Here is a 19265-nt window from a genome sequence, read left to right as displayed (position 1 = left end):
GGTGATCTCCGTGCTCGGAACAAACCAGGTACTCCGGGTGTAGGGATCGATTTCAGTGATCAGCACCGGATCGGCGCGCTGCCGGGAAGCTACCAAATCGCCAGGCCTCGCATAAAGGTCGAGCTGTCCCCAAACTTGATCATTTACCTGTGTGGTGTGGTCGCGGGGCAGGGCGTTCTTATGGCCGGGTGGCCGAATCGGCCGGACGTGGAAGGGTTTTGGTTCCTTACCGGCCCGGCGATCTCGGGACGCGCGCGTGCCTGAAATCACAGCGCATGTGGTCGGGGGTCGTGGCGGCGTCGGGCCAATGCCCCCGCGTGCAACGCGTCGATTCCCTGCCGAACGGTTGCCGCGTCGTCCCTCACCCGTTTTCCGCGAAGCGGTCGAGCAGTGCGTCCAATCCGGCCGCCAGGCCCTCCGCTCCGCCCCGGTCGACGAGTGCGGGGGCGGTTTCCCTGAGCGTGGGCAGCTCCTGGGGCGGCATACGGTGCAGTCCGAGACGGAAGGCGGGATCCGGCTCGTCGGCGTTGTCCACCATGGGCCGCAGATCCGCCGACACATAGCCGAGGAGCCACGCGGTGAAGGCACGGAACACGGCGGGGACGCGGGTCTCGTCCAGGCCCGCTTCACGGAGCAGGGCGAGCACTCTCTCGTGGTCCTTGAGGACGGCGAGGGGGCGCTGGGCGAGCGGGACCGTCAGCATGCGCGTGGTGAGTAGCGGGACCGCCTGGGGGTGCGCGAGGCAGACGTCGTATGTCGCCCTGGCGATGCGATGGAGCTCGCTGCGCCAGGCAGGCTCCTCGGCGCTCGGGCCCGGCTCGGCGGCCAGCCGCTCCTCCAGCTCGAGATACAGGGCCTCCACCAGGCCGTCCAGGAGGGCATCCTTGCTGTCCGCGTACCGGTAGAGCGCCATCGCCTCCACGCCCAGCTCGGCGCCCAGCCTTCGCATGCTCAGCGCCGAGAGGCCTTCCCGGTCCACCAGCTCGAGGGCGCTGGTCAGCACGCGCTCCCGGCTCAGCCGTCCATAACGGCCACGGTCGCTGGCGCGGCGCGCCGGACTGGCTCCGGCACCCTTCCCCCGCCCTTTGGCCTGCTCCCTGGTCATGCCCAGCCTCCCGTGGTCGACCCGCGCCATGTTCCCTGTGTTGACTTATACACCAGCGGGGGCAGAGTGTATGTATACGACGTAAATATACGTCATCTGAAAGGATGGGGACATCGTCCCCGAGCGAGCCCGAACCGGGAGCGTGAAATGACAGTCCACCGTCTCCGGCCCCGGCGGGAATCCGCCGGTCGTCCCCGGCCTGCCCTGAACGGTGTGCCCCCCACCGACGCTCTCATCGTGGAGCGCACGGACGTACCGGACGTGCCCTTCGCCGTGACCCGGATAAGCCCCGAGGCCCGGAGAGCGGCACAGCGCGTGCTCGCCTCGGGCTGGGTGACCACCGGTCATGAGACGGAGCGCTTCGAGAGCGAGTTCGCGGCTTACGTGGGGGCCGAGCACGCGGTCGCCGTGAGCTCGTGCACGGCGGCGCTCGAACTGGCGCTGCGCGCCCTGCGACTGCCGCCCGGCGGGACGGTCCTGGTCCCGGCCGTGACCTTCTGCGGCGCTGCCCAGGCCGTTCTGCACGCCGGACTGCGGCCCGTGCTGGTCGACGTCGACCAGCGCACCGCGATGCCGACGCCGGCTACCGTGGCCCGGGCGGCCCGGGTGTGCGGATGCCCTCAGGCGATGATGGTCCTGCACTACGGGGGAGCCCCGGCGCCCGTCGCCGACCTCGCGGAAGCCGCGCGGCTGTCCCTCACCCATGTCGTCGAGGACGCCGCCCATGCTCTGGGCACGTCGGTGGGCGACCGGCCTGTTGGCGGCCTGTCGCGGGCGACCTGCTTCAGCTTCTACGCCACCAAGAACCTGCCCATCGGCGAGGGCGGCATGGTCACCACGGACGACCCGCATCTCGCCGAGCGAATCCGGCGGACTCGACTCCACGGCATGTCCGCCGACGCATGGGGACGATCCCTGCCGGGAGGCAGCTGGCGGTACACCGTCGAGGAGGCGGGCCTGAAGGCCAACATGACGGACGTACAGGCGGCCATCGGGCGGGCCCAGCTGGACCGGCTCGACGACTGGCAGCGGCGGCGGGGGGCCCTGGCCGCACGGTACGAGGAAGCGCTGGCGACCGTACCAGGACTCCAGCCGCTTCAGTCCGCCACCCCGGGCCGGCACGCCCACCATCTTTATGTGGTGCGCGTGCTGGACGAGTACGGGACGGGCCGGGACCAGCTGATCGACCGCCTGGCGGAGCTCGGCATCGGCACCTCCGTGCATTTCATCCCCCTGCACCACATGCCGTACCTCCAGCACGCCGCGATCACTCCGCCGGGCGGCCTGCCAGGCGCCGACGCCCTGTTCCCGCAGTTGCTGTCGCTGCCCCTCTACCCGGGCCTGACCGAGCGGGCTGTCGACCGTGTCTGTGCGGAGCTGACCCGGCTGGCTCCCCCGGCCGCTGCTCACCCGGCGGAGACGCTACCGTCGGCCGGACTGCGCACCCTGGTGATTGGCGCTGGGGAGGCCGGAGAGGCGCTCGCCCGGGATCTGGCGCACACCCCGCAGTTCGGCCTCGAGCCCGTCGGCTTCCTCGACGACGATCCGGCCAAACGCCGGGCCGGTGTCATCGGCGACCTGCCCGTGCTGGGAGGGCTGGACGACACCCGGACGGCAGCGCTGACCCACCGGATCGAGGTGGTGGTCGTCGCGATCCCCGGTCTTGGCCCGGAGCGCTTCAGCCAGGTGGCGCGGGCCGCCGGCGCCTCGGGGATGAGCGTGCGCTACCTGCCGTCGTTCATCGCGGCGCTCCGCCGCGACGTGATGGGCAGCGACATGCGGTCGCTGGACGTACACGAGCTGACCGGCCGCGCCGAGATACACGTGGTGAGCCCTGACACGGGCTCGACGATCGCCGGGCGGCGAGTGCTGGTGACCGGTGCCGGCGGTTCGATTGGCAGCGAACTGTGCCACCAGGTGCGGGCTTTCGGCCCGAGCCGCCTCTTCCTGCTCGACCACGACGAGTCGAACCTGCACCGGCTCCAACTGGAGCTCTACGGCGATGCCCTACGCGCCGACGACGTGGTGATCTCGGACATCCGGGACCGCCCCCGCATCGACCAGATCTTCCGCGAACTGCGCCCGGAGGTGGTCTTCCACGCCGCCGCGCTCAAGCACCTCCCACTCCTCGAGCTGCACCCCTGCGAAGGCGTTAAGTCGAACGTCCGAGGCACCGAGAACCTGGTGCGCGCGGCCGCGGCGGCCGGAACCGGACGCTTCGTACTGATCTCCACCGACAAGGCGGCCGATCCGGTGTCGGTGCTCGGCGCGACGAAGCGGCTGGCCGAGCTCATTGTGCAAAGCGGCCAGCAGGACGCCCCGCCCGGCACCGTGTTCGCGGCCGTCCGCTTCGGCAACGTGCTGGGCAGCCGGGGTTCGCTGCTGTCGGTCGTGGCGCAGCAGATCGGCACGGGGTCCCCGGTGACCGTCACCCACCCCGAGGCGACCCGGTTCTTCATGACCGTGGAGGAGGCCGTCGGCCTGGTCCTGGAGGCGGCGCGCATGGCCCGCGGCGGTGAGGTGTTCGTCCTGGACATGAGCGTCCCCGTGCGGATCGTGGACCTTGTCCGCAAATTCGCCCGCTCCGTGCACGTCCCCGACGTGGACATCCGCTTCACCGGCCTGCGGCCGGGCGAGAAACTCAACGAGACGCTGTTCGCCGCCCACGAGCGGCACGCGCGTACCGCCCACCCGCGGATCCTCGCCGCGACGTCCACCGCCCGGCACGAACGCCCGGCCGCCCTCGCCCAGAACCTCCCCGCCCTGTATACCGCGACGGAGCGCAACGACACCGACGAGGTGCGCCGTGTACTCGCCGAATTCCTTCCCGGATTCCCCGCGTCACAGTCGACTCCCCGGCCACACGCCGGCATGGCCGACCCGTACCCGGACGACTTCTGATGACCGCGCCCCGTCAGTGGCCAGAAAGGGCGCCCAGGCAGAGCGTCCGGTCCCCGCGCCGCTTTCTGCGCCGCGCGCTGGCGATCGCCCTCGTCGGCGTACTCGCACTGCTGGGCCTGGGCCTCGGCGGCGCCTGGTGGGCCACCAACCACTACGGCGACCAGGTCACCCGCATCCCCGATGCCTTCCCCAGCGGCCCCCGTCCGCCCAAGCCCGAGGGATACGACGGCGGTACGACCTTCCTGCTCGCCGGCGTCGACAGCCGCTCCAAAAAACCGACGACCGGTACCGACGCCGCCGCGCAGCTGTGGACGTACGGGGCACAGCGCAGCGACACGCTGATGCTGGTGCATCTCAGTGCCGACGAGGGCTCGGCGTTCACGGTGTCCATACCGCGGGACAGCTGGGTGCCGATTCCGCGCCACGGTTCCGCCAAGATCAACGCCGCGTTCTCCTGGGGCGGTCCGTCCCTCCTCGTCCAGACGGTGGAGCAGCTCACCGGGACCCGTGTCGACCACTTCGGCATCATCGACTGGCACGGCTTCAGGGCCCTCACCGACTCCGTCGGCGGTGTACCCGTCACCGTCCAGGAGGACTCCTACGACCCTGAGCAGCATCGGCACCTCACGGCCGGCACCCACGTCATGAACGGTGAGGACGCGCTGGCGTACGTGCGGCAACGCCACGGCCTCCCCGGCGGCGAGCTGGACCGCATCAGACACCAGCAGCAGTTCCTGCGCAGCCTGGTCGTCGAGGTGCGCGGTGGGGTCAGCCTCACCGATCCGCTCGGCACCGATCGCATGCTCGACGCGATCACCCGCACCGTGAGCATGGACGACCGCATGTCCAACGGCGACCTGCGCAACCTCGCCCTCGGCCTACGTAACCTGGCCGCCTCCGACGCCTCCTTCTCCACCGCGCCGATCGTTCGCTCGGAGATGATCAAGGGACAGTACGCCCTGATCCTGGACCGACAGAAACTGCGGGAGACGTGGCGGGCGGCCGAGACGGGACATCCGCCCGGCACCGGGAAGTGAGGCACCCGATGCGCCTCCGGAACCCGGTCGGCCGAGCCTTCGCCGGGGACGCCCCGCCGTCAGCCCCCCGCGACTCCGACCGCGCCGCAACGGCTCCGTCCGATCGGACCCTGCTGCCCGCCGTGGGCTTCAGCGCACTGGCCCAGGTGGCACCACTGCTCACCAACCTGGTGCTCACGCCCTACCTCATCCGCCATCTGGGCCTCGACCGCTTCGGTGTCTGGTCGCTGGTGCTGGTCTTCCTCGCCACTCTCACCGTGCTGGATGGTGGCGTCGGTGCGTCACTGGCCCGCTTCTACGCCTACCACGCCGCGCGCGGCGACCGGGAAGGCACCGGACGGCTCGTGAGCGGCGCTCTCGTCCTCTTCGTCGCACTGGGCGCAGCGGTCACCGGCCTGTGTCTGCTGGTCACGCCCGCGATCACCGCCGCCGCGGGCGTACCGCCCCGGCTGCAGGGCGAGGCCGGACAGCTGCTGCTCGCCCTCGGAGCCCTACTCACCCTCGCCCTGGCCTCGAACTCGTCCGTCGCGCTTCTGCAGGCCAACGGCCGCTTCCGCGCCCTGGCGGGGGTCAGCGGCGGATCCTGTCTGGCGTATGTGGCCGCGGTGATCGTGCTGATCGACCGCGGAGCGGACCTGCCGCTGCTCGCGGTACTGGCGGCCGGGAGGTATCTGCTCGTGACGGTCGGCGGCCTGTGCGTGGGCGCACGCCACATCCGCATCCGGCGGCCGCTGCTACCTCCGCGCAGTGAGCGCCGCGACTTCTGGAGCTATGCCGTACGCATGCAGCTGTCCGGCTTCACGGTCTTCCTCAACGGCGAGATCGACGCCCTGGTGGTCGTCGCGCTGCTGCCTGTGCGTTACGTCGGAATCTACGCCGCCGGCTACCAGGTCGCGAACGCCCTGCGCAGCCTGCCGCTGTACGCCTTTCCGCCGATGCTCACCCGCATGACGCACGTCTATGCCGCGCGCGGACTTCCGGGTGCCGTGCGGGAGTTCCACCTGCTGCAGCCCCGCTGGTTGCCCGCCGTCCTCACCTACGGGGTGGTGACGACGGCCGCAGTGGGTCTCACGGTCCAGATCTGGCTCGGCCCCGGGCTGGGCCTCAGCGGAGCCGTCGCCGCCATCCTGATGGCGGGGTACTCGGTACAGGTGGCGTTCACCGGCACGCGGACCTGTTTCGTGCGGGCGATCGGCCGGCCCGGGTACGAGACCCGCTACTCCTGGTGCTCGACGGTGGTCAACCTCGTCCTCACCGTTCCGCTGACCCTGGTGTTCGGCGTCGTCGGCGTGGTCCTGGCCACCTCCGTCGGCCTCATGGCCGGCTCCACGTACTTCGTGGTCCTGTGCCGGCGGCTGGCGGGGCTGCGCGAGCGGCGGCTGCCGAGGCGCTGGCTGCTCGCGACCGCGGCAGCCGCGAGCGTGGCCGTCCTGGGAAACCTGCTGGTCCTGCGGGTGGGGTGGCATGGGGTGCTGCCGTTGCTGCTGGCGGTCCTGCCCGTGCTCGTCGGCCTGGCCACTGCCGCGGCGCTACTCCTGCCGCACCTCGCCGCCACCGCGATCCGAAGGACTGTCCGTGACGAATAAGCGTGACGAAGGAGGCTCCATGGGCTCCGCCACCGCAACGGCACGCCGTGTCAGGCGCATTCTCATCGTGGCCCAGCTGGACGGCTACGCCAACAGCGTCAAACCTCTGGCCATCGAGCGCTTCCTGCGGGAACGCGGCCATGACGTGCGGCTGTTGGACACCAGCTGTCTGGCCAGGGCCTCCAGCGAGCAGGGGTCTCTGGGCCGGATGCTGCCGGGCTCCGCCCGGCCCGCCCGGCTCGCGCTCTACCTGAACGACGTCGCCTCCAAGGTCCTCACCCGCCGGTGGGCCTTCGGGCGACGTCATCTGTCGTACTACGTGTTGCTGGCCGATCACCGACTGAGGCGCCACATCCTCGCGGAAGAACTGGACCTCGACGAGTACGACCTCGTCATCTGCGAAACGCCCTACGACGCCGGGGTCCTGACGACCGGTACCTCGGCACGGACCTTCTACGACTGCCCCAACCCCTGGGCCGACGAGGTGTTCCACGAACACCGGCTCACGGGCCGTCAGCATCGGAGGTTCCGCCGCTGGGAGACGCGCTTCCTGGAGGAGATGGACCACCTGTCGTTCTCCTGGGAGTCCTACGGACGGTACGCCAGGGAGCACTACGGGCTGAGCGGACGCAACTACGTCCAGCTCAACTGGGGGTGCACCCCGTCGGCGGAGCGGGCCAGGTTCGCCGATCCGCCGCGTGTGGCCTATCTCGGTTCGCTCAGCTCGCAGTTCATCGACCTCGGGCTGCTGGCCAGACTCAGTCGGCGATACCCGCACGTCGATGTCTACGGAGGACCGCCGCCCGATCCGGCGCTGGGACTCAACTACCGTGGCTACGCCTCGTCCGAAGTCCTGCGGCAGTACCAGTTCGGACTCATCACCTGCACTCGTGATCTGCTCCGCCGGGAAGGCTTCTCGGCCAAGCACCTGCATTACCTGGCGTACGGACTTCCCGTTCTCGTGCCCCACTGGCGGCGCCACCTCGACCTGCTGCGCGGATCTGTGCCCTACACCGAGGAGTCGTTCGCGTCGATCATTGACCACTTCAGAGACGGGGCGCGGTGGGAACGGGCCGCCGACGAGGCGCACGAGCAGGCGCGGCGGCTGGACTGGAACCGGACCCTCCAGCCGCTGGAGACGCTGCTCGAGGAACGGCCGTAGGCACGAGTACGGCGGCGACGAGCGCGAAGGTCAACGAGTTGCTGATGCCGAACGACCAGGGGCGCTCCAGAACCGAGGCGAGCAGCACCGGCAGCAGCACGCTCGCGGCGGCCGGGAAGCCGCGAACACCGCCCCTGACCAGCATGTGCGTCAGGAGTAGCAGGAAGAGGAAGAGGCCGATGATCCCGCCTCCGTACAGCACGTCGATCCACTGGTTGTGAAGGGACGGCGAGACGGCCGCGGGAATCTCACCGGTCTGATACTTGGCGGACCACGCCTTGCCACCGAACCCGACGAGCGGTGACCCGCTCAGTTCGTCCCTCGCCATGTCCCAGATGGTGGCGCGGTCCCCGAGACGCTCGGTGCTCGGGTGGTGGAACGGCGTGGCGAGGCCGATGACGCCTGCCGTAATCAGGACCGGCACGGTCAGCAGGACGCGCCCGGGTGAGCTGCGCGCGCTGTCCATGGCGGCCTGGTCGGGGAGTTTCGGGCGAAGCAGCATCAACAGGGACACGGTCGCGACCGCGGTGACATCGGCCAGCATGCTGCCGGTGGCGACGGCCAGGAAGGCCACGTAGCACACGAGAACGACCCGCACGCGTCCGCGTAGCCCCAACCAGAGGAAGGGCAGGCCGAGGACCAGCAGCAGGGCGAAGATGTTCTCGTTGGTGAAGACGCCCGCGTAGTGGACTCCCAGCATGCCGCACGGGTTGTCGGGGCGGCACTCCCGCAGGACAGTGGTCGGCGCGACGAGCGCCTCGATCCCACCCAGGACACTGAACAACAGGACGACGCCCGCCGCGCCCAGGAACGCCGAACGGCCCGGGCGGGCGACGGCCGCGGCGAGCAGTGCCGCCAGCAGGACGAGCTGTCGCGGTACGAGGAGTTGCTGTCCGTGCAGACCGTCGGAGAGGGCGAACAGCACGGCTATCGCGGCGGCGAGCAGCGGCAGGGCGTTGATCCGTGCCCGGGCGATCAGCAGCCGGTACAGAAGGAAGAGGACGCAGCCCGCGAGCAGGACGCCGTTGGTGACTGTTCCGATCTGGTTCACCCACTGTGGGAACCCGATCTCTACTTCGCGCAACGAGTCGATCCGCACCCGACTGCCCGTATGGAGCACGTACGCGGTCGTCGGCACATTGGCCAGCACACCGATCAGGAAGACCATGGTCGAGGTGAGGTTCCAGTCCCTGAAGGTGCGGGCGCGCCGCAGCGCCAACGTCGCGGGGACCAGCGACAGCAGGGCCATGATGCCGATGATCAGCGTCATGCGGTTCGGATCCTGCGTCATCCGGTACTCACCCCGCCTGTTCGTGCTGCCGGCCGGGTGCGGCGGCCCTGGCCTTTACCGGCGAGGACGCGGGCCCGTCGACCGGCAGGACGCCGTCCGGGGGCTCCGAGCCCCGGGGCTGCTTCCAGTGCGCGAGCCCTTTGGCGCGCGTCCCGGTGAGGACGGCACCGAGCACCCGCGCGCGGACCGCCGAGAGGGTGTCCAGGGCGCGGAGCGCGTCCTCGCGGTGGGTCTTGCCGGCCCGGGCCACGAACAGCACGCCCTCCGCGGCGGCGGCGAGCGTTGCACCGTCGGCGAACGACAGCAGCGGCGGACTGTCCACGACCACGAGATCCGCGTCGGCCTCCAGGGCGCGTACCAGCTGCACCATGTCCGGTCCGGACAGGAGCGTGTTGGGGTCCGCCGGAACGTTACCGCTCGGCAGCACGCGTATCCGCCCGTCCTCCCAGCTCTCCAGGGCGGCGTAGAGCGGTGTACCGCCCCTGAGGACACCGGTGAGTCCGGGGGTGCCGCGCAGGCCCAGTTCCGCCGTCAGTCGCGGCCGGCGCAGATCGGCCTCCAGGAGAATCACCCGCTTGCCGGTGCGGGCGACGGCGGTTGCCAGATCGACCGCGGTACGGGTTCTGCCCTCGGCGCGCAGAGCACTTGCGATCAGCAACGAGCCGGGGATGTCGTCACCGGCGGCGAAGCCGAGACGGGTGCGCAGCTGACTCAGGGCCTCCTCCCGCCGCGAGGTGCCGGCCCGTGGCCCGTTGGGCAGGTGGCGCCGGTCGGGCGGGGGAACGACACCCAGGGTGGTCAGGCCCAGGTGGGCGCCGATGTCGTCCGACGAGCGAAGGGTGGTGTCGAGGGAGTGCCGCAGGAGCGCGCCCCCGACACCCAGGACGACTCCGGCGAACAGGCCGATGGCCGTGTTCACCGCCGGGCGTGGGCTGGTCGGCGCTGACGGCGGCTGGGATCCTCCGACCACGTCGGCCTTGACCAGCGGTGATGCCGCGGTCGGCGAGCCTTCGACGGTCGAGATGTACGTCGTGAACTGACGCGCGGTCTCGTCAGCAATCGCCTGGGCCCGGGTGGCCGACCCATCGGTCACCCGGATGTCGACCAGGGTGGTGTCGAGCGGTGCATGGGCGCTGATCTTCTCCGAGAGGTGTCCGGGCGTCGTGTGCAGGTCGAGACGGGAGATGACCCCGTCGAGGACCGCCGGGGTGGTCACGATGTGTGTGTAGGACTTGACCCGCTGCTGCGTGAACAGACTTCCCTGATAGGCGTCGGCGCTGGCCTTGTCGCGGGTGCTGACGAACAGCTGGGCTGTCGCCGTGTAGGTGCGCGGCATCAGGGCGGTCGCGGCGGCGGCCCCTGCCAGTCCGAGCAGCACGCACAGGATGACGAACCGCCACCGGCGGCGCACCGCGGTCATCAGCTCGTGAAAATCCATGGGGTTCCCCTTCGTCCGGGCTGGTCCGGGTGCTCTTGACGTCATCCGACCGGGGGCGCAATATGTGTTTACGTCGTAAATGTACGGTATCAGCATACGAGTGGACAGGGAACATGGCTCGTCATCTGGATCGCTGTGTGGTCACGCCATACGGCCGGGGAGCGGGAAGCTCCCGGGTCCGCGTGTTCGGGTGGCTGGACCGCATCGGCGCGGAGTTCACCGTGGGCAGCTATCTGTCGCTGTCCGACGCCTCCGCCAGCCGACTCGTGCGTCACCCGGTGTCCCTGGCCCGCGCGGAACTGAGACTGGGCGCCATTGCCGGTGCCCGTCCCGGACGGCTGCTGCTGCACCGGGAGGCCTCCCCGCTCAGCCGCGGCTGGTGGGAGCGGCGGCTGCTGCGGAGTGCAGAATTCGCCGTGTACGACTTCGACGACGCCCTGCAGTGGGACCTGGGCGAGGGTGGTCTCGTCCGCAGACTGGCGCCCAAGGCGGGCAAGGTGCACGTGGCCGTGCGCCACGCGGACCGGGTCATCGCGGGCAACGCTGTACTGGCGGACTGGGCCTCTCAATACCATCACGACGTCGTGGTGATCCCGAGCTGCGTGGCCCTGGAGGACTACGAGCCCAAGACCTCGTACGCGCTGCGCGACCCGCCACGGCTCGGCTGGATCGGCTCGCCGCACAACGAGGCGTACCTCCGGCTGATCGGCACGGCGCTCACCGAGGTGCACCGGCGCACCGGCGCGCGGCTGACGCTCGTCGGCACCACCACCCCGTCGCTCGGCGGCCTGGAGTCGTTCATCGACCGGGTCGCCTGGAGCCCCGGGACCCAGCGGACGGCACTGGCTGCCATGGACATCGGGCTGATGCCGCTGCCGGTGACTGCCTACAGCCTCGGCAAGTGCGGTTACAAACTCCTCCAGTACGCTGCCGCCGGGGTGCCCGCCGTGGCCGAACCACTGGGCGTCAACGCCGACCTGCTGTCCCAGTTCGGCATGCCGGCGGTACGCACGCAGGACGAGTGGACGAGTGCGATCCTCGGCCTGATCGAGGACGCCGCCGCCACCCGGGAGCGGCTCGGACGCGCTGCCCGGGAGATCACTGCCCGGCGGTACTCGTACGACGCGTGGCTGTCCCGGTGGACGAGGGCCCTGGAACTGGGACCGGCGTCCCGATGACTGCGGCACCGCGGACCGTCCCGGCCGCCGACGTCGTGATCGTGAACTGGAACGCCGGTCGGCACCTGGGGGAGTGCCTCCGTTCCATCGTCCGGGCCGATCGGTCGCAGCTGCGGGTGGCGCGGATCGTCGTTGTGGACAACGCCTCCACCGACTCCTCCCTCCAGCGACTGGACGCGGCCGACATCCCGCTCGAGGTGGTGCGCAACACCCGCAACCGCGGCTTCGCCGTCGCCTGCAACCAGGGCGCCGCGTACGGCGACAGCGACTTGCTGCTCTTCCTCAACCCGGACACGGAGCTCTACCCCGACACTCTGGAGGCTCTCGGCCCGTTCCTGGGGACACCGCCTGCGGAGAACATCGGGATCTTCGGAGGGCTCATGCTCGACGAGTACGGGAATCGGCAGGTCTCGTGCTCGAGATTTCCCACCCTGCGCGTCTACCTCGGCAAGATGACCGGGCTCGACCGCGTCGCGCCCGCTTTCTTCCCCTCACATCACATTCGGCCACAGGACTTGACCGGGTCGGGCCCCGTGGACCAGGTCATCGGAGCGTTCTTCCTGGTACGCCGACAACTGTTCACCGAGTTGGACGGCTTCGATGAGCGCTACTTCCTGTATCTCGAAGACGTCGACTTCGCCCTGCGTGCGCGCCGCGCCGGTTGGCTCTCCTATTACATGGAGCAGGTACGGGTCCGTCACGCCGGACAGGTGAGTTCCTCACAATTGGGGCCCTGGCGGCACTACCTGCTGCTGCGCAGCCGCAGCACGTACGCCTTCCGCCACTGGACGAGGCCTCGGGCGTGGACGCTGATGGCACTGACCCTGTTCCTGGAACCGGCCGTGCGGCTGGCCGCGGCGGCGCTGCGGGGGCGGTGGGTGGAACTGCGGGCCACGGTGCCCGTCTACTGGCAGTTCCTGCGCTGGCTTTGCGGCAGCCCCCAGCAGTGTCAGTACGACTAGCGATCAACACGGCTGGCGGAGCGCGCTCGTCGCCTGGCGTGTCTCGCGGCGTCCAGCAGGACCGGCGGAGTCATGCGCTCCACCGCCCTGCGGGTGCGGCCCCCGCGTTCTCCGGGTCGCCTCTGGTACAGGGTGCTGTGCGCAGAACTGCGTTCTTCTGCCGGGCGGCCGTTCGTGTAGTAGTAGAGCGCGAGCGAGCGCCGGGTCCGGTCGGGCGGACATGTCAGCGGTTCCGGATGCCCGTGATAGGCGAAATCCGTGGTCGCGAAGACAACAAAGCGGTTGAACGCCGGAAGAAGGTTCTTGACTGCGTGTGTCATGTTCCGATCCCACAACTCCAGTGCTCCGCCGTAGGACTCCTCCCAGTCCCGGTTCAGATAGAGAATGGCGTTCAGGCGGCGATCAAGGCGCAGTTTTTTGTGCCAGTTGAAGTCCGCGTGTACTTTCAGGAACCCGCCGCGCTCGATCTGATGGAGGCCGCCGCCTTCGAAGTACGGGTCTGGGACGAGGCCGTCGATGGCAGTCAGCTCCTCGAGGAAGCGGAGGAACGCCGAGGAGTTGAACTGCGCCATCAGATGCCGGGTGAACTCCCCGAAGAGTTCGTCCCCTTCGCTCGCCAGCTTCTTCGACGTCGCCCTGTCGAACTGATTCCAGGGGATCTCGCCAGGATCGGGGAACTCTGCCACCACACGGTCCAGAACCCCTTCGGGCAGGAAGTCGTCCAGAACGACGTGTGGAAACGGCTCGGCGGTACGGAACCGCTCACGATGGGAGGCGGCGAGGGCTGACAAGGAGTCGCTCGAGAAGTAGTACGGCTCGAACATTGCTCATCCTCACGGTCAGCAGGAAGATCACCGTCCTTTCGAACCTACGTTGCGCACTGCTGACCCGCCACCGGGGCCGCGGTGCCGGAGTGCGTTCGACATTGCCCTCACGATCGGCGGCATATTGTGTTTACAATGTAAATATACGGTATCTGCAAGCCTCCGGATCGAGGAGGGCACCGCATGGACATCACTGACCGCGTCCCCCGGCAGGCACTGCCCCCCGTGGACATCGTGCGGGTGGCGCTGGGGCGCCGGGTTCTGGACATCGTCGTCGCCTCGACCTTGCTGCTTCTGCTGGCACCGCTGCTCGGGCTCCTCGTACTGCTGGTGAGGGCGACGAGTGGCCCGCCGGTGATTTTCCGGCAGCGACGGATACGGGCAGGCGGGGGCGAGTTCACGCTCTACAAGTTCCGCACCATGCGGGAGAGCAGCGCGGGTCCTGGCGTCACCGGCAGCTCGGACTCGCGGGTGACGGGCACGGGACGGCTGCTGCGCCGCCTGAGCCTGGACGAACTGCCCCAGCTGTGGCACGTGTTGCGCGGGGACATGACGCTGGTCGGCCCGCGTCCCGAGGTCCCCGACCTCGCCCGGCGCTACCCGCCGGAGTGCCGATGGGTGTTCCGGCACCGCCCGGGGCTGACCGGGCCCTGCCAGCTCCGATCGCACGCGTACGCCGCGCAGCTCGACGGGCGCCCGGATCCCGAGGGGTATTACCTGACGGTGCTCGTACCCGAACGAGTGGCGCTGGACGCGCAGTTCCTGAGCCACGCCACAGTGGGGAACGTCGTACGGGTCGCGGCCCGAACCGTTCTGTACGTGCTGACCGCCCCGTGGGAACGAGTCGGCCGGCACGATCGAGGGGGTGAGGCCTGATGCGCGCCATGGTGACCGGCGCGGCCGGATTCATCGGCTCGCACCTGTGCGAGCATCTGGTGTCGTGCGGGGACGAGGTCATCGGCATCGACGCGATGACGGACTTCTACGAGCCCGCGCGCAAGCGGCACAACCTCGACCGGCTGCTGGGGCATGACCGCTTCACCTTCCGGCAGGGCGACCTTCTGGACCTCCGCCTGGAGCCGCTGTTCGCGGACTCCGACGCCGTCTACCACCTGGCCGGCCAGCCCGGCGTCCGTGGCTCCTGGGGCGGGGAGTTCGCCGTCTACCTCGAACGCAACGTCCTCGTCACCCAGCGCGTACTGGAGACGGCGCGGGACACGGGGCTGCGCCGACTGGTCTTCGCGTCCAGCTCGTCGGTCTACGGGGACGCGGAGACGTACCCGACGCCGGAGACCCTCCGCCCGCGGCCGGTCTCCCCGTACGGCGTCACGAAGCTCGCCGCGGAGCAGCTGTGCGAGACCTACCGCACCGTATTCGGCGTCCCGACGGCCTCCCTGAGGCTCTTCAGTGTCTACGGCCCCCGGCAGCGGCCCGACATGGCGTTCTCCCGGTTGGTGGCGGCCGCCTGTACGCATCGCCCCTTCCCGCTTTACGGGGACGGTGGCCAAAGCCGTGACTTCACCTATGTCGGGGACGTGGTGACAGCCATGCGGGAGACCGCGCTCTCCCCGTGGAACGGTGTCGCCAACCTCGGCGGCGGCTGCGAGGTGACGATGAACCAGGTCATCGCGCTGCTCGGGGAGTTGACCGCATCGGTGAACGTGGTGTCGGGGCCCGCTCGTCCCGGAGACGCCCGGCGCACGGCGGCCGACATCGCCGTGGCACGGGACGCCTTCGGCTACCGGCCCGTCACAGACATCCGTACCGGGCTCGCCGCGATGGTCGCCGCCGAACGCGCATCACACCGAGACGAGTCGGCGGGCCCGTCCGTCGCTCCGGCCCTCCGCGGGCGCCGAGATCTGCACGGAAGCGAGACGAGATGATGCTACGGAAGGAGCTCATCGAGGAGAGCGTGGGCTGGGACACGGTGAACTGGTCCAGGGCGCTCGCCTTTTGGGAACGGCACACGAGCCTGCGCCCGACCGGACTGCGGGCTCTGGAGGTGGGCGCCGGCGGCACGCACGGAAACCTCACCCTGTGGCTCGCCGCGAAGGGCTTCCGCGTTGTCTGCTCGGGCGTGGAGGAGCCGTCGGACGCGCTTCGCCACTGCCACGCCGCCTACGGGGTCGGGCAGGCTGTCGAGTACAAGGCGATCGACGTGCTGGACCTCCCGTACACCGCGAGCTTCGACGTGGTCGCCTTCAAGTCGCTGCTCGGTGTCTTCGGCATCGGTGACAGGGACGCGATGACGCTGCAGCGCACCGCGGTGCGGAATATTTGGCGGGCTCTGCGGGCCGACGGCGAACTGTGGTTCGTCGAAGGAGCGCGAGGCAGCCGGGTACACGAGGCACTTCGCCATCACTTCGGCTGGGGGCAGAGAGGCTGGCTCTACCCTTCGCTGGGGGAGATCGACACACTGCTGTCTCCGTTCGAGGAATACGAGGTCACGACGCTCGGGGTGCTCGGTCTGCTGGGACGCTCGGAGAAGCAGCGTCGCGCCCTGGGAGCGGTGGACCGGGTCGTCTGCGAACGCCTCGCACCCGAAGCTTCGCGCTACATCGTCGCCGGTGTCGCACGCAAAGGACCCTGCTCCACAACCAGCGTCAGGGGCACGGGACGGCGCCGCCTGTCCGGTCAGTCGGACACCTGCGCCCCGCGGTAGTAGCCGATGATCTCCGCGGCCGTCATCTCCCGCTCCCGCTTGCGCCCCAGGAAGTAGACGGCCGACGCGTCGTCCTCCGCGAAGGTCGGTGGGACCAGGTGGTCGAGGGCGCGCAGCCAGAACATGAGGCCCCGCAGCGCACGGCCCGCGAGGGCAGAGCGGGTCAGGCCCCGGATCGCATGGTCGACGCTCCACAGGAGTTGGGTGCCGGGGCCGGCGACGGAGCCCGCGGCAAGTTCCTCGAACCGGCGGAAGAGATAGCGATGGCCACTCGCGGTGAAACGCGTGAAGTCGTGGGCACCGGCGTGCACTTGTTGCAGGAACGGTGTCTCCGCGTAGACGAGACCGCCGTCCGTGAGCACCCGGTGGATCTCGGCGACGACCAGGCCCGGATCGAGTACATGCTCCAGTACGGCCTGCACCAGCACCGCGTCGACGCTCCCCGCTGGCAGCGGAATCCCATGGGCATCGGCGATGAACTGGGTCAGCGGGCTGCCGACGATGTCGAAGCCGATCACCTGGACCCGCGGATCGCGGTAGACGGCGCCGACGCCGTTGCCGACGGTGGCCCCGCCGACGACAAGCAGTCTCGGCGAGGGGCCGGGAAGACCGCGCAGCAGCAGGTCAATGTTGCGGGCGGCGACGCGGTTGGGAGGCTTGGCGATGCGGCGCAGGGGAGCGGGAAGTCCCTCGGCACCCGTGGCGGTCGGCAGCTCCGCTGCGTCACGGCGACCGGCCCGTGCCAACACCGCCGCCCGGTCCACGACACTGCGCTCGAAGTCGACGAGCACCGGCCATGGCCCGGCCCAGGGGAAGGCCGCCGGGACGTGGCATGGGCAGGCCGGAGCGGTGCAACGGAAGCCGCCGGGCTCGGACACCACGTCCGACCGGCAGCGCGGGCACACCAGCAGCTTTTCGACGGCTGTCAGCTCGACGAGGGGCATACGGGATCCCTTCGACTCGACGCGCGCCTCGTACACCCCATCTTGGGGCGGATTACCTCGAATCGCTCGAAGAGTACAATGTATATATACGCCTGAAACTCCGGTGGTGATCGATGATGCGGAGCGGGACCCCTGCCACTTACTCGCGGCCGTCGGACGCAACGGCCGCCGACTGGCCCACGCCACCCCCGAAGGTGGCGCCGGCGGCGCTGCTGCCGTTGCCGCCGGCGCTGCCCCGCATCAAGGTCCTGCACGTCATCACGCGGTTCCACGCGGGAGCTGGTGGTAACACGCTGCTGTCGGCCGCGGGCATGGACCCCAACCGGTACGAGGTCTGGATCACCGGAGTGCCGGGCGGCGAACTGTGGGAGCGGGCCAGGGCCGCCGGGGTACGCACGGTCGAGATACCGGGATACCGGCACACCCTGACCCCCGCGGATCTGCTGGTTCTGTGGCGGCTGGTGCGGCTCCTCCGGCGGGAGCGGTTCACCGTAGTGCACACCCACTCGGCCAAGGGCGGATTCCTCGGCCGGATCGCCGCGCGGTTGTGCCGCACACCCGTGGTGGTGCACACCTTCCACGGCTTCAGCTTCCATCCGTACCTGTCCCGGCCCAAGCGCACGGCCTACCGCTGGCTGGAGCGGGCGACGCGCCGCTTCACCCACCGGTTCCTCGCCGTCGCGCCGCGCGTGGCCGAGCAGGCCGTCGAGGAGCGACTGGCTCCGCCGGGTCGCGTACAGGTGGTGCCGTCCGCCGTGGACCTGCGGCACATTCCCGAGCGGTTCGATCCCGTCGCCCGACATGTGCTCGGCGTGCCCCGCGGTACGACTCTCGTCGGCACGGTCGGCCGGATCGACGCACAGAAGGCCCCGCTGGACTTCGTCCGGATGGCCGCCGCAGTACATGCCGAGCACCCGAACACAGCGTTCATCATGGTCGGTGACGGGCCGCTGGCGGAGGAGGTCCAACGGCTCGCCGCCGAACTCGGCGTGCGCATAAGGATCACTGGCTTCCGTCCGGACGCCGCTTGGCTGGTCGCTGCGATGGATGTCTTCGTGATCACGTCGCTTTACGAGGGGCTCGGCCGTGCACTCACCGAGGCGCTTGCCACCGGCCGCCCGGTGGCCGCGACGGCTGTCAATGGTGTGCCTGATCTGGTGGAGCACGGGGCTACGGGGCTGCTCGCGGCGCCGGCTGATCCGGAGGGTCTGGCCCGGGCGGTTGGCTGGCTGCTTGACCATCCGCGGGAGGCTTGCGCCATGGGGGAGCATGGGCGCGAGCGTGTGCGGGAGGCCTTTGCGCCGGAGGTGATGTGCGCAGCCATCGACAACTGTTACTGCGGACTGCTGGGGCTGCCGGTGCCGCCGTCTGAGGGGCGGGCCGGGGCGGAGTGTGCGCTGACGCTCCTATAGTTCGTCAAGCCGCTGGGACGGGTCCGGTTGGATGCCTGACCACCTGGTAGATCTCGCGTGCGAGATACCGCTTGAGGCAGCGGATGACCTCTCTTTTCGTCGTGCCTTCGCTCGTGCGTCGGGCCACGTAGTCGATGGTGGGCTGGTGGAAGCCATACGGACGATGACGCCCCGGTAGAGGCCGGAGTTCAGCTGTCGATGGCCGCCTCGGTTGAGCCGGTGCCGGTTGGTCTTGCCGGACGAGGCCGGGACGGGGCAAACGCCGGCGAGCTTGGCGAACGCCGCCTGGGAGTGGATCCATCCGGGGTTGTCGCCGACCACGACCAGGACTTCGGCCGCGGTGTCCGCGCCGATCACGAACGCGTCCACGAGGGCGGAGCCTGCTACTTGGTGAGCTTGCCCAGCAGCTGGTCGTGCCCCTTGGTCTCCTGGTCGAGGTCCAGCCAGCGGCGGGCCAGCGATCGCAGGGAGCGTTTGGCCGAGGCCAGGACGGTGGTGACCGGGTCGGGCAGCTGTGTCGCGCACCGGTCGATGAGGGCCATCTTCGACCGGCCCCGAAGCTGTTCGCGCACTCGTCGGGGACGGTGACGATCAGGGCCTTGAGGGTGACCATGGCCTGGGTCCGGGACTTCACAGCCGTATCTCGGGCGATCTTGGTGTGGTGGATCATCTCCACTGTGCCCTCGGCGCTCTTCGGGGTCGGAGTCGCAGTGGCACCGCGCGGGCGGCATTCTCCGCATCGATGGGGTCGGACTTCCCGCGT

At 69.6% G+C, this 19265-nt stretch carries 17 protein-coding genes; 10 read left to right on the top strand and 7 right to left on the bottom strand.

Annotated features, from left to right (window positions below; all coding sequences use genetic code 11):
* Positions 1-361: 361 nt before the first annotated feature.
* The gene (locus tag QF037_RS08835; RefSeq protein WP_307023519.1) at positions 362-1105 is read right to left on the bottom strand and encodes a TetR/AcrR family transcriptional regulator; all 744 of its coding nucleotides are present in this window, start codon (positions 1103-1105) and stop codon (positions 362-364) included.
* Positions 1106-1318: 213 nt separating this feature from the next.
* Between QF037_RS08835 and QF037_RS08830 the strand changes: the two genes are divergently transcribed.
* Genes QF037_RS08830 through QF037_RS08815 form a run of 4 tightly spaced genes read left to right on the top strand, consistent with a single transcriptional unit; the run spans position 1319 to position 7791 of the window.
* Entirely contained in the window at positions 1319-4006 is a 2688-nt protein-coding gene (locus tag QF037_RS08830) for a DegT/DnrJ/EryC1/StrS family aminotransferase (protein WP_307023518.1), read from the top strand.
* A complete protein-coding gene (locus QF037_RS08825; protein ID WP_307023517.1) occupies positions 4006-5043 on the top strand; it encodes an LCP family protein in 1038 nt (345 codons plus the stop codon). The genes QF037_RS08830 and QF037_RS08825 overlap by 1 nt, the downstream gene beginning before the upstream one ends.
* 8 nt (positions 5044-5051) lie before the next feature.
* A complete protein-coding gene (locus QF037_RS08820) occupies positions 5052-6629 on the top strand; it encodes a lipopolysaccharide biosynthesis protein (RefSeq protein WP_307023516.1) in 1578 nt (525 codons plus the stop codon).
* Positions 6619-7791, top strand: a complete 1173-nt coding sequence (locus QF037_RS08815; RefSeq protein ID WP_307023515.1) for a hypothetical protein — start codon at positions 6619-6621, stop codon at positions 7789-7791. The genes QF037_RS08820 and QF037_RS08815 overlap by 11 nt, the downstream gene beginning before the upstream one ends.
* Here the strand turns inward: QF037_RS08815 and QF037_RS08810 are convergent.
* Together QF037_RS08810 and QF037_RS08805 are read right to left on the bottom strand one after the other, a co-directional pair.
* Positions 7676-9082 carry an O-antigen ligase family protein gene (locus tag QF037_RS08810; RefSeq protein ID WP_307023514.1) on the bottom strand — a complete coding sequence of 469 codons (1407 nt, stop codon included), beginning with the start codon at positions 9080-9082 and terminating at the stop codon, positions 7676-7678. The two genes, QF037_RS08815 and QF037_RS08810, sit on opposite strands and share 116 nt — an antisense overlap.
* Before the next feature lie 7 nt (positions 9083-9089).
* Entirely contained in the window at positions 9090-10520 is a 1431-nt protein-coding gene (locus QF037_RS08805; protein ID WP_307023513.1) for a polysaccharide biosynthesis tyrosine autokinase, read from the bottom strand.
* 137 nt (positions 10521-10657) lie between these two features.
* Here QF037_RS08805 and QF037_RS08800 point away from each other — a divergent pair, with 137 nt between their 5' ends.
* Positions 10658-11698 carry a glycosyltransferase gene (locus QF037_RS08800; RefSeq protein WP_307023512.1) on the top strand — a complete coding sequence of 347 codons (1041 nt, stop codon included), beginning with the start codon at positions 10658-10660 and terminating at the stop codon, positions 11696-11698.
* A complete protein-coding gene (locus QF037_RS08795; RefSeq protein ID WP_307023511.1) occupies positions 11695-12660 on the top strand; it encodes a glycosyltransferase family 2 protein in 966 nt (321 codons plus the stop codon). The genes QF037_RS08800 and QF037_RS08795 overlap by 4 nt, the downstream gene beginning before the upstream one ends.
* Here the strand turns inward: QF037_RS08795 and QF037_RS08790 are convergent.
* On the bottom strand, positions 12657-13484 hold the full coding sequence (locus tag QF037_RS08790; RefSeq protein ID WP_307023510.1) for a 2OG-Fe(II) oxygenase: 828 nt from the start codon (positions 13482-13484) through the stop codon (positions 12657-12659). The genes QF037_RS08795 and QF037_RS08790 overlap by 4 nt on opposite strands.
* A 183-nt stretch (positions 13485-13667) precedes the next feature.
* Between QF037_RS08790 and QF037_RS08785 the strand changes: the two genes are divergently transcribed.
* The 3 genes from QF037_RS08785 to QF037_RS08775 are packed head-to-tail and all read left to right on the top strand — an operon-like array spanning position 13668 to position 16146.
* Complete coding sequence (locus tag QF037_RS08785; RefSeq protein ID WP_307023509.1) at positions 13668-14360, top strand: sugar transferase; 693 nt, start codon at positions 13668-13670, stop codon at positions 14358-14360.
* On the top strand, positions 14360-15367 hold the full coding sequence (locus QF037_RS08780) for an NAD-dependent epimerase/dehydratase family protein (protein ID WP_307023508.1): 1008 nt from the start codon (positions 14360-14362) through the stop codon (positions 15365-15367). Before QF037_RS08785 ends, QF037_RS08780 begins: the two co-directional genes overlap by 1 nt.
* Positions 15364-16146 carry a class I SAM-dependent methyltransferase gene (locus QF037_RS08775; RefSeq protein WP_307023507.1) on the top strand — a complete coding sequence of 261 codons (783 nt, stop codon included), beginning with the start codon at positions 15364-15366 and terminating at the stop codon, positions 16144-16146. Before QF037_RS08780 ends, QF037_RS08775 begins: the two co-directional genes overlap by 4 nt.
* On the opposite strand, the gene QF037_RS08770 is transcribed toward QF037_RS08775, so the two are convergent.
* Positions 16119-17090 carry a class I SAM-dependent methyltransferase gene (locus QF037_RS08770; protein WP_307023506.1) on the bottom strand — a complete coding sequence of 324 codons (972 nt, stop codon included), beginning with the start codon at positions 17088-17090 and terminating at the stop codon, positions 16119-16121. The genes QF037_RS08775 and QF037_RS08770 overlap by 28 nt on opposite strands.
* 116 nt (positions 17091-17206) lie before the next feature.
* Between QF037_RS08770 and QF037_RS08765 the strand changes: the two genes are divergently transcribed.
* Positions 17207-18502: a glycosyltransferase gene (locus tag QF037_RS08765; RefSeq protein WP_307023505.1), complete on the top strand. Its 1296-nt coding sequence runs from the start codon at positions 17207-17209 to the stop codon at positions 18500-18502.
* Here the strand turns inward: QF037_RS08765 and QF037_RS50910 are convergent.
* Positions 18497-18823: a transposase gene (locus QF037_RS50910; RefSeq protein ID WP_373463949.1), complete on the bottom strand. Its 327-nt coding sequence runs from the start codon at positions 18821-18823 to the stop codon at positions 18497-18499. The genes QF037_RS08765 and QF037_RS50910 overlap by 6 nt on opposite strands.
* Before the next feature lie 62 nt (positions 18824-18885).
* On the bottom strand, positions 18886-19074 hold the full coding sequence (locus QF037_RS08760) for a hypothetical protein (RefSeq protein ID WP_307023504.1): 189 nt from the start codon (positions 19072-19074) through the stop codon (positions 18886-18888).
* Positions 19075-19265 lie beyond the last annotated feature (191 nt).

It is taken from the genome of Streptomyces canus, assembly GCF_030815415.1.
In the GTDB taxonomy this organism is placed as follows: domain Bacteria; phylum Actinomycetota; class Actinomycetes; order Streptomycetales; family Streptomycetaceae; genus Streptomyces; species Streptomyces canus_F.
Note: the sequence above shows the minus strand (reverse complement) of the source record. Positions and strands in the feature narration are given on the sequence as shown.